Here is a 9,992-nt window from a genome sequence, read left to right on the forward strand (position 1 = left end):
GATCATAAGGATGTGCTCCGCGTCGCGTAGGCGCTTTGGGCGCTCATTTCGCGCTGGAAGCGGACCAGGACCAAGTTCGGTAACGGTGTTAAGCCATTCTCATAAGGGGGAGAGGTAGGCGTGGCTTTCCTGTTCCAGCAGCATCCGGCCGCATACCGAGCCCATGAACTGGAATTCATGTCAGACCTTCGCAAGGGGTCCATCGCGGATCAAACGCCGTTTCCCTGGGAAACATGGCTCAGTTCCGACAAAGCAATTATGATCGCCCTAGCCACCTCGATTGCGCTCTTGGTCGGGACGCAGGGCCAGCCCCCGCAGATCGATCACGCGGTTCTAAGCCAGCTGCGAACGATTCAGATCAATGACGCATTGCTCCGGCGCGACGTCGTCCGCGCTGGGACGGATATGACATTGGACTACCGTTCGGTTGCTTCTACCGGACAGGCATTGCAAAAGACTCGTGAAAACTTGCAACGTTCTTTCGAGATTTCCTCCGATGAGAGATCAGAGCAATCCAGATTGCTCGCGCAGCTCATAAACTCGATCGAAAGCAAAAAGGCTGCCGTCTCAGTCTTGGTCGAACAAAATCAGCTCATGCAAAGCTGTCTTGCGCAGCTAGCTCGCTCGATTGGTCGCCTTGGGGGGGCACCGTCGAGCATGGTTGAACTTTCGATGCTGATCGTGCTTTCGGCTGAACCGAGGCTCGTTCTGAGCAAGGCTGGAGCTGCCTTATCTTCTTCATGGAGGTTGGACGAAGCTGCCGATCAGATCGCATCTCCGGACACGTTCTCCAAGGCCGCCGAACTGGAGCGAGAGCACCTGGAAGGCTACAGCTTGGCCAGCGCGCAAGCGCAGCGCACGCGACTTTTCTTCGGTTTGGTGTCCATGTGCCTCTGCATATTTGCGATCATTCGGTTCTCCAGGCAGCCTCTACGGACGAACCGGCTGAAAAGGCGGTTGGAGCTTGAAGAGGCAATGAGTGAGATCGAAACTCGGCTCAACGAAAGTAAAGCAAAGGACGCCTCGGCGCGCTTTTCCACCGAAGAAGCGCTCAGAGTCGTTCAACGCGTTTTCGATGCGGATCAATGCGCGCTCGCACTGGTGGATCCGAGTCTCAGCAGGCATACCGAGTGCTTTGTGGCGAACACGTACACACCCGTCTGGAACGTGGCGCTTATTGATGAAGTCGTTTCACTTGTCCGCGCCGGACGGCCAGTGTTTCGCGTCGTTCGGACCGCCCTAGGGCTTTCCGGTGTTTTTCAAATTGTTGCCTGCAGGGCTTCCGATCAGCAGGTTGTGGTTTGCATCCTTGTTTTTGAAGGAGATCGCTCACTCCCCTCAGCAGACGACCTGCGGGTTCTTGCCAGCGCCATTGTGCGTTTGAGCAACCATCTTGAACTGCAACGTATAAATACGGAACGCGACCTTCTGGTGAGTCGATGGGAGCATGTGGAAAGGCTGAGGACCGTGGGCACGATCGCAAGCGGCGTTACACATGAGTTCAACAACATTTTAGGGGCAATAATCGGCTATTCAGAGATTGCCCAAAGCCTTGTGCGTCGCCCCTCCAGAATCCGTAATCACATCGACCAGATCATTTTAGCTGGACACCGAGCCAAGCTGATCGTCGACCAGATTCTGTCACTAAGCCGAAACCGACAGCGCGTGGCAGTGCCATTCAACGTCTCCGAAATTGTCATGGATCTTGCGCCATTGCTGCGGGTCACAGTTCGGTCGGATGTTCAGTTGAACTTCAAGGTCAACGAGTGGCAAACGGTGGTCGAGGGCAGCCCAACCGAGATACAGCAGATCCTCATGAATCTATGCAAGAATGCGTCGGAGGCTGTCTTGAACGAGGGCCGTGTCGAGGTCAGCGTTTCTCGCGCCCAGGTGCGCCAAACCAAGTCGCTGGCTCAGGGCACCCTGAGACCTGGAGATTACGTTCTCCTCTCCATCAGCGACGATGGCCCAGGAATCGCAAGTTCGATACTTCCGCATGTCTTTGAGCCCTTTTTTACCACGCGCTCTGTCGTCGGCGGGACCGGGCTGGGTCTTGCTGCGGTTGACAGGCACGTGAGCGCGCTCGCAGGATGCCTTGATGTCACGTCGGCTGTTGGCCGAGGGACGCGGTTTGATATCTACCTACCGGCCTCCGACGAGGAGCCAGTCAGCGCTGACATCGCTTTCGGTCGTTACGACGGATCACTTGGCAACGGAGAAATCGTTGCAGTCGTGGAGCCCGATCCAGCAGAGTTGGAGATCTACAGGGACCAGATCGCCGCGCTGGGTTATGAGCCGGTCGGCTTCGCGACCCTCGAAGGTCTTTGCGAGTGGACCGAAAGCGGGAAGGCAGCAGACCTGGTGATTTTAGGTAGAACGCCTTTCCTGGAGCGAGGACAGGCCGAATCCGTATGCCCCACCCTCATGACGGTGCCTGTCATAGTCGTCGGCCAAATCGACTCCATGCCGGTCATATCCGCTAATCAGGCCCTCGTCCTTTGGCTAGCGAAGCCGGTCTCGTCCCGGACAATGGCGCATGCGGTTCGTACAATGATGATGGCATGATACCGCCGAATCGCTCAGCCTATCCAACCACTGCGAGAAGGCCCGTCAAAAAGATATCGAAGCAGAACAGAATGACGCGTCGACACCGGCTTACCGATCCCGAGACGTTGTTCCAGTCTTAGTGCTTGTTGAGAAGGTCGGCTACTGTCTCTCCCCGTCGCCGGGCATCGGCGGCGAGCCATACCTCTCCTACCTCATACACGTCGCCTTGGGTACGGAACGGTATGATGACGTCAATGGCGGCCGACAGCATGTCAAGAAGCGTGCGGTCTTCGACAGCGGCTCCTTGCGCGCTGCTCTTGACGAGTGAAAAGAGCTTCTTGAAACCTTGTACCGGATCAGCCCCATGAATCGTTGATATCGATCCCGCATGGCCGGAGACGACTTCACTAAGGTAGGCCCAAGCGGCGTCATCGCGCATCTCGCCAAGCAATATTCGATCAGGGCGCATGCGCAAACTGGCTTGCAACAGTTGCTCGGCCGTCACCGCACCTGCGCCTGCTCGGTCCTTTGGATAGAGTAAGCGGACATGGTTCTCGTGCGGGATTGCAAGTTCGAGCGTGTCCTCGATGCTGATCAACCTCTCATGCGGGGGTATAGCGTTGATCAAAGTCTTGCTCATTGTCGTTTTGCCGCTTCCAGTCGGTCCGCAAAGCAGCATTGTGAGCCGCCCGCAGACGCAGGCTCGCAAAAATTGCTCCAAGTCACCATGGTCGTAGTGCTGAAGAATCGTTTCGTCCTGCCGCTCTTGGCGCTCTTTTCGTGACCGCCATTGATTCCAACGCGAATATTCGTAGCGAGAAGAAACTTCCTTGAGTTCGGTCACACGACTTGAGGGACGCCGTATCGTAAGGCTTATTGTTCCTGAGGGTACTGCGGGGGGCAAACAGATCTGCAGCCGCTCTCCGTTCGGCAACTCAGTCGCACAGAGGGGGCTTTGCGGTCCGACATCTTGCTTGCGCAGCGCTCCGGCGAGGATCGCGATGTCCTCCAGATCGTCATAAGACAGCGGCAGTGGATGTTTCGTGAAAACGCCGGCCTGTCGGACAAAGGCTTCCCCAGGCCCGTTGATAGCGACCTCTTCGGTTCTTGGCTCCTCAAGCCATTTCAGAACGGGATCGAGAAGCAAACGCAATTGAGGATCAGCCTCCGATTGCATTGTTGTTTCTCCGGCGTTCGCGATGTTTGGGGGATGGCGCTGCGGCAGTCGCTCTAAGATCGTATACATCCGAGAAGTCGAGGTCCCGAGCCACAAAGATGGATACGGCGTCTCCTTGGTTTTTCTTCAGGGTTGGGGGAAGGTTGATCGTCGCTCTCAATGTCGTCTCGACGGCTTGTCCACCATTGCTCTGGAAGCTGTTGGTGCCGCTTCCTCCGCCAGAGCTGGCCGCATATTGACCAGCCGCCTGAAACGCGCCTTGGATGACGCTCATCAGAATCGCTCCGCCAAAGCGTTCCCGGAAGTGATTGTCCACCGTGCCAGGCATTCCGGAGCGGCCGAGCTCGTCAGCCCCCGGCGATGCTATCGAAACGAGGGCATGGTCGGGTGTTTCGATGCGCGTCCACAGCACGAATACACGCGCATCCCCCTGCTGGAGACCGCGCTGGATCTCGCCAATCACGGTTGTCCCGCGATCCAAGAGCACGACGTTGTTGGTGGCGCCTCGGACGGCTTTAGGTAAGACGCACTTCACATAGCCGGGTAAATTTGTGTCGACCGCAGTTTGCAAAATGCAGGGAATGATCGTTCCTTGAGTAATCACGAGATCAGGGTGCGGCAAAAGTGTGGCCCGGCTCGGCTCCTGTATATCTGGCTTCAATCGGCCTGACAGATCGCCACCGTTTGAAATCTCATCTGCGGTCGCCGGAGCATCATTTTGCTTGTCTTCGCTCCGCTGATCGTCATTGGGCATTTGACCGCTGCCGCTGTAGGCGAAAATTGGTGATTCCTCCGGCGGCGGATCATCTGCCGCTGGTAGGGGCGGCGTGGATGGCGCAGGCTCTGCCGCCTTGGCCGCCTCTGCGGGTGCTGGAGGTTCGGGAGCAACCTCGATTGGCACGGGACGGAATGGCTCGACGTTGGCGTCAATTGGCGGTTTTGGCTGAGATGGTTCGTCTTGTGTGCTGGAACGACCTCCGAGCCAGATGAGCGATAGAGACGAGATGAGAACAAGAGCAGCGACGGCCAACTTCTGCGATCCCGAAACATGCCGGCGGGCCGGCTCCGAGACCATCGATCCGGATGCATGGACATCATGTCCCGCCTGTGGACCGGTTTCATTCATCGTCCCGAGCCTTTCAAAACACGCCACACGTCGGGTGTCACTGTACCGGTCGCTGGCGCTCGTCCCACAGGGTCATAAGCTCTGTTGAAAATGGACAAGACCGTGTTGCCATCTCTCAGACGCCATTCCCGGGCGACGGCGGATACTTCAACATAGTCGCCTTTGACCGTGTAATTGGCAGCGGCTTCCTTGCCGTCGGGATTGATAACGTAGAGGGAGGGTATGCGGGAATTGCTTGCGAATCCAAATACGGTCGTAAAGCCATTATCGAAGACTTCCAACGGCGCGAGCGACCGATCGCCCTTTGCGACGTAGTGAAAATTGCTGTCGTCCGGACTGGCAGCTGCGGCGGGCCGATTCAACAAATCCCGAACTCTTTCGTCTTGCAGCACTCTCGCCCGGGCCTGGCCAAGAATTGAGCGCCTTTCTGCTTCCTTTCTCCGAGCAGCAGCCTCATCAGCAGGATAGGTGAACTGCACACTGTAGTATAGGTCTGGTTGCTTCTCATCGAGTTTTGGCATCGCTTTCGTTGAAATGCTGAAGACGTATCTGCGGGTACCGGACTCGCTCTCGGCCAGCACGACGACCGGCTGCGGCGACAGCATCCGGCTAGCCTTGAAAAAGAGATAATTGGCGCGCGGGAGCGCAGCCAGGTCTTTGCTATTGGAAACGGCCACGGCTGCGACGGTCTCGTTGGCCGCGAATGTGACAACCAGCGTTGCCCCAACTGCGGTCGATAGGCGCACCACTTCGTCGGGGCGGTAAGCCAGGTAGCGCATCCGAGCATCATGCTTGCCGGCAAGTGGCGTGTCTTCGGCGCACGCTTCCATCGTCAGGAAGAGTGAACAGGCCAGCGCCAGAAATGCTCTTTTTGTCATGGCTGCACGAAGCCCAGGTTCGATACGGTGTCTTGCGAGGCTTGATAGGATGTGACGAGTAGACCTCCCGGATTGGTGAGCCTCGATTGCCCAGGCAGACCCGTCAAGCGCTCGTAGCGGATGGTAGCAGTCCAGGAGGTCACTATCGGCGTCTGCCCATCGATAACAAGCGTACGTTTGTATCGGATCTGCTGAACGTCGGGACTGATGTCATTTGATGAAATATGCCCGACCTCGAGCTTGCCGCGCTTCCCAACCGTGACCTGCGGCGAGGTGGGGTTGGGATAGTTGAAGAAATCTTGATATTGCTGTTGCACAGAAGGTGCGCTGAAACTGGAGACGAGGTCATAGGCGTATTGGGCTGTATCTGCCGTGTAGCCCTCGCGAAGGCGTACATATTCCCATAGCGAAGCGTTTATGACGGCTCGGTCTTGGGTTGCCGGCAGTCGAGAGATTGACACTTCGCTGTCAACGGTACCGTCCGGCCGCACCCAGAGGAACACAGGTACGAGCTTGGCCAACGGGACCATGGCAGCGATGGTAAATGCCTGGGCGACATTTCCCAGGACCGCCGCTGCGGCAAAGGCTATAAGCGCCTTTGACAAGCGCCGCGCAGACTTCGCTCGAGAAGTTTGAAACGCTTCCACCTTCTTATAGTGAGCGGCTAGCGTTTCTCTCTCCACCAGAAGGGCATGTTCAGGAAATTTCACTTGGGCTCTTCCGCGCACTCGACCTGAAGATCCTCAGGGGTGGTTTCCCATTGTCCCGCGTTCAGTTGGAATGGCGTACCCGTGCAGGTCGCAAGCCGATCGGTTGTCTTGCAGGCCGCCAAAGCGAGGATTAGCAACAGTAGATAGCGTTTCATGTTTTTGGCACCGGTTGATTGATTAACCACCCGCCGTTTTGGCAAAGTAGCGGTTGAGGTTGCTAAGAGGTCGGTTCTCGCCTGCCAAAGAGCCGCCGGCGATGCTGCTGGCGATCGTCGGAAGCGCGATGATCAGAGCGTCGCCAGCGAGGAAGAGCATGTCGAGCTCGTAAAGCCCGATGATCTTGGCTGCTGTCGTGCCCGACATTTTGATTATGATAAGCATTGCTGTCAGCGAGACTGCTTCGGCCGCAATAACTATCGTCGCAACGATGTTGAGAAGGAGAAGCAGCAGCCCGTACGAGAGCAGTTGGCCGATCCATCTGGTGGCCATGTCTCGCGTGCGATCAAAAAGGTAGCCGACAAGGACCAGGGGGCCGATCGCCAAGAGCAGCTTCGTCAGAATTCCAACGGCATCGTAGATCTCGAACGCCGTCCACAGCGAGCCGTAGAAAATCCATTGCGCTCCCTGGAAGGCAAGTATGTCCTGGCCATTCATTGTCCCAATTTCGGAAGCAATCATCTGAAAAGCATACTGGCTTGCAGCAAACATAAAGTCTAGCTTCCGAGGAATATCGACGAATGGCAAGTCGCTGCTACTTATTTTGTGAGCAAACCTTGGAATCGTGTCGTCGAAGAACGTTTCAATGTACTGCTGGTAGTTGGACTGGTCCAAGATCAGGGCAACGACAATCGACACCATTATTACGCGCGAGATACTCCCGCGCGCATCGACTTGACCACGCATGACCAGACAGCCTTGTATTATTATCCAAAGCGTTACACACGCAACCAGAGGTGCGCTGACCGCCTCTTGGATCTTTTCAAGCACGTTGTGCAGCCCTGACGTAAAGGCCAGATCAAAGATCGTGTGTATGGCCGTGAATGGCGCGGCAATCTTGAAATTCATGGCCTGAGCCTGATTTGTCCCTGATCAGCCCAGTTGAGCCGGACGAACTCTGCGTGGTTCACGGCAGGGTGCCAAACATCTTGGCGGTATCCTGGCGCTCGCGACGCTGCGTGGCGGCCTCCTCCACGGCGTGAAGGCTGCCTTGTGCAGTGGTCATCGTCAGCAGACTCGTGGCCTCGACATTTTGGATGACCGCATCGTGAATCTGCTTGAGGACCAGACCGTTGGTCACGGTGGCCTGCACAATATTTCGCGAGCGCGAAAGCTGACCAGGCGTGTTGTCGTTAGCCTTAAGGCGCTTGTCCATTGTGTCCAGAGTGTCGGCTGCAAGAGCTGCCGCATTGGCGGCACCAGTGATTTGCCCCTCTAACAGTTTCGCTTCTGAATCCGTGCCGGTGACTCTCCGGGTTGGGTCTTGCACAATGGTACGCGCCATGGTCGAAACCGGCGCCCGAGCATCAAACATCTGCCCCTCCAGCTTATTGCTCGATGGGTAGTGGTTTCCCTGGTTCAGAGCGCCCAGCAGACCCGTGACAGCAAATGACGACTTCAGTATTTCTACCATTTCGATCGTGGTAGCGAGCGTCTGAGCTGACTTTATAAGCATCGCCGCTGTGGAACCCGCTGTTAGGCCCGCTTGTACTGTCACTGCCGGGTCGGTGACGATTAATTGCGACCTGGCCTGTGTGCTAAGCAGAAAGGAAACAGCAAGCGTCGTCACTACAAGTTTGGCAAATCTCATGAATATGCTCCTTCAGTCTTGAACTTCGTGGTAACGAGCCATGAACTCGTCGAGCCACCCGCTTGGGGCATCTCCGTGCTGGTCACGAAGCTGGTCGGCAAAGCGCACGGTATTGGCCCGTCCCGAGAGTACGGCTACGTACTCGCGCATCTGGCCAAGGTCGAATTCGCAAACAACACTCCCGCTGTCGCGCTTGAGCAAAAACTTGCGGCTGCCAATTGCCATTCCGTGGCGGATCGCCTCGAACTCCTGCGTGGTGCACTTCAAGCCATCGACATACGCAGCCCGGTCCGCCGTCGGTGACGGGTAGAAAATCTTCGTCATGCATTGTGCAACGAGACTGGCTCCCAGCGGCGATTCCAGCACGTGTTCGGGCTGCTGCGTTGCAAGTATCAACATCCCGTTGTTCTTGCGGACGGTGAGCAAGAACTTGTCGATAACAGCCGAGAACTGCGGGTTGAGCAGATAGAAGCGAAATTCGTCGCAGCTCATGACGAACCGACGGCCATCGACAACGGCGCCCACGCGGTGCAGAAGATATGCGGCGGCCGGCGCACAGACCTCCTCATATTCCAGGAGCTGCGTCATGTCGAAGCCGGTGATGGAGGCATCAAGCCTTACTTCGTCGACATCGCCGTCAAAGGCCCATCCAAGCGCATTCCCTCTACACCACCGCTGCAGCCGTGCTCCTGCGCCCTCGGAGGGGCCGTGCAGCAGGAATTCCCGCAGGCCCGCAATTGAGCGCATCACGGGTTCGAACGAAAGTTGACGAACAATGCCACGTTCTAATCGACGGCTTTCCTCCGGCGAGATCGGACCGCGGCCGTCACTCTCGATAAGGGCCATCAACCATTCGCGCAGAAAGTCCAACGAGGCGGAGGTGTTGTCCAGTCCACGCAGAGGGGCCAAGCCGCTCGGAGCGCCTCTTCGCAAGGCTAGATATGTCCCCCCCGTGGCCCGCACCAGCAGTTCACCACCCCGGTCCTTATCGAAAAAGACGATGGCACCATCGCGATCGACCACGCTTTGCTCAAGCATCGCGAGGATAAAGGTCATCAGCGTCGTCTTGCCTTTGCCGACGGGCCCGAATATCGCCGTCATGCCAACGTCATTCTCATGGGGGATGTAGTCGAAAGAAGTTCCACCGTTCGTGCGAAAGCGCGCAACAGCTTTGCCCCAGTGGCCGGATGCGGAACCGTTTGGGAAGTTCTCAAATGACACGAGCCCGGCAAAATTGTGCGAGGTGATCGCCCCGGGGCGTGTGCGCCACCTGTTGTTCCCCGGAAGTTGGGACCAGTACGCGGCCTCCATACCGATACCCTCTTGGACGATAACGGCGCCCGCATCGGCCAGCCTTCCGCGGGCATTTGCTGCGCGATCTGCAAGGCTGTTGAGGCTTTCGGCATAGACGCACAGGCTCAGATGATGCGAACCCATGACGAACTGGTTGCTTGCCAGTGCGTCCTCTGCTTCGGCAAGTTCATTGATCTGGGTGAGAGCCTTGTCGCCGGCGCTCGTCATCTGGCTGGACTTAAGGCTAAGCTTCGCATGAGCTTGGGGCCGAGTGAGGAAGGAAAAGCTCTGGCTGAGCACAAGCGGGAAGTTGGCCGACAGCAAGGGATTTAGCATGCCGGGCCGCGTCGTCGCCGGATATTCACGGAACGAAAACAATGACCCCACCGAGCTGCCCCCGGGCCGTCGAATCTCAAGCGCCCGCTTCCCGCAGATGACCTGGTCAGTGTAGATC

Annotated in this window: 9 protein-coding genes; 1 reads left to right on the top strand and 8 read right to left on the bottom strand. The window is 57.1% G+C overall.

Translation table 11 applies throughout. The features are described from left to right. Positions 1 to 120: 120 nt before the first annotated feature. Positions 121 to 2,565: an ATP-binding protein gene (locus LB577_RS20490; RefSeq protein ID WP_013533333.1), complete on the top strand. Its 2,445-nt coding sequence runs from the start codon at positions 121 to 123 to the stop codon at positions 2,563 to 2,565. Positions 2,566 to 2,683: 118 nt separating this feature from the next. Here the strand turns inward: LB577_RS20490 and virB11 are convergent, their stop codons facing one another. From virB11 to LB577_RS20530, 8 genes are all read right to left on the bottom strand, one after another. After that, positions 2,684 to 3,724 carry a P-type DNA transfer ATPase VirB11 gene (gene virB11, locus LB577_RS20495; RefSeq protein ID WP_224688078.1) on the bottom strand — a complete coding sequence of 347 codons (1,041 nt, stop codon included), beginning with the start codon at positions 3,722 to 3,724 and terminating at the stop codon, positions 2,684 to 2,686. Continuing rightward, complete coding sequence (gene virB10, locus LB577_RS20500; protein ID WP_224688079.1) at positions 3,708 to 4,850, bottom strand: type IV secretion system protein VirB10; 1,143 nt, start codon at positions 4,848 to 4,850, stop codon at positions 3,708 to 3,710. Before virB10 ends, virB11 begins: the two co-directional genes overlap by 17 nt. After that, complete coding sequence (locus LB577_RS20505) at positions 4,847 to 5,728, bottom strand: TrbG/VirB9 family P-type conjugative transfer protein (RefSeq protein WP_013533336.1); 882 nt, start codon at positions 5,726 to 5,728, stop codon at positions 4,847 to 4,849. The genes virB10 and LB577_RS20505 overlap by 4 nt, the downstream gene beginning before the upstream one ends. Beyond that, positions 5,725 to 6,438 carry a type IV secretion system protein VirB8 gene (locus LB577_RS20510; RefSeq protein ID WP_013533337.1) on the bottom strand — a complete coding sequence of 238 codons (714 nt, stop codon included), beginning with the start codon at positions 6,436 to 6,438 and terminating at the stop codon, positions 5,725 to 5,727. Before LB577_RS20510 ends, LB577_RS20505 begins: the two co-directional genes overlap by 4 nt. Next, a complete protein-coding gene (locus LB577_RS20515; protein WP_013533338.1) occupies positions 6,435 to 6,593 on the bottom strand; it encodes a type IV secretion system lipoprotein VirB7 in 159 nt (52 codons plus the stop codon). Before LB577_RS20515 ends, LB577_RS20510 begins: the two co-directional genes overlap by 4 nt. 22 nt (positions 6,594 to 6,615) lie before the next feature. Continuing rightward, positions 6,616 to 7,503 (bottom strand): type IV secretion system protein, encoded by an 888-nt coding sequence (locus LB577_RS20520; RefSeq protein WP_224688080.1) that lies wholly within the window; start codon positions 7,501 to 7,503, stop codon positions 6,616 to 6,618. A gap of 58 nt (positions 7,504 to 7,561) precedes the next feature. Further along, entirely contained in the window at positions 7,562 to 8,245 is a 684-nt protein-coding gene (locus LB577_RS20525; protein ID WP_224688081.1) for a type IV secretion system protein VirB5, read from the bottom strand. Between the two features lie 12 nt (positions 8,246 to 8,257). Further along, the coding region (locus LB577_RS20530) for a VirB4 family type IV secretion/conjugal transfer ATPase (RefSeq protein WP_224688082.1) at positions 8,258 to 9,992 on the bottom strand (1,735 nt) is incomplete at its 5' end.

This window comes from Mesorhizobium sp. B283B1A, assembly GCF_020165735.1.
Lineage (GTDB): Bacteria > Pseudomonadota > Alphaproteobacteria > Rhizobiales > Rhizobiaceae > Mesorhizobium > Mesorhizobium opportunistum.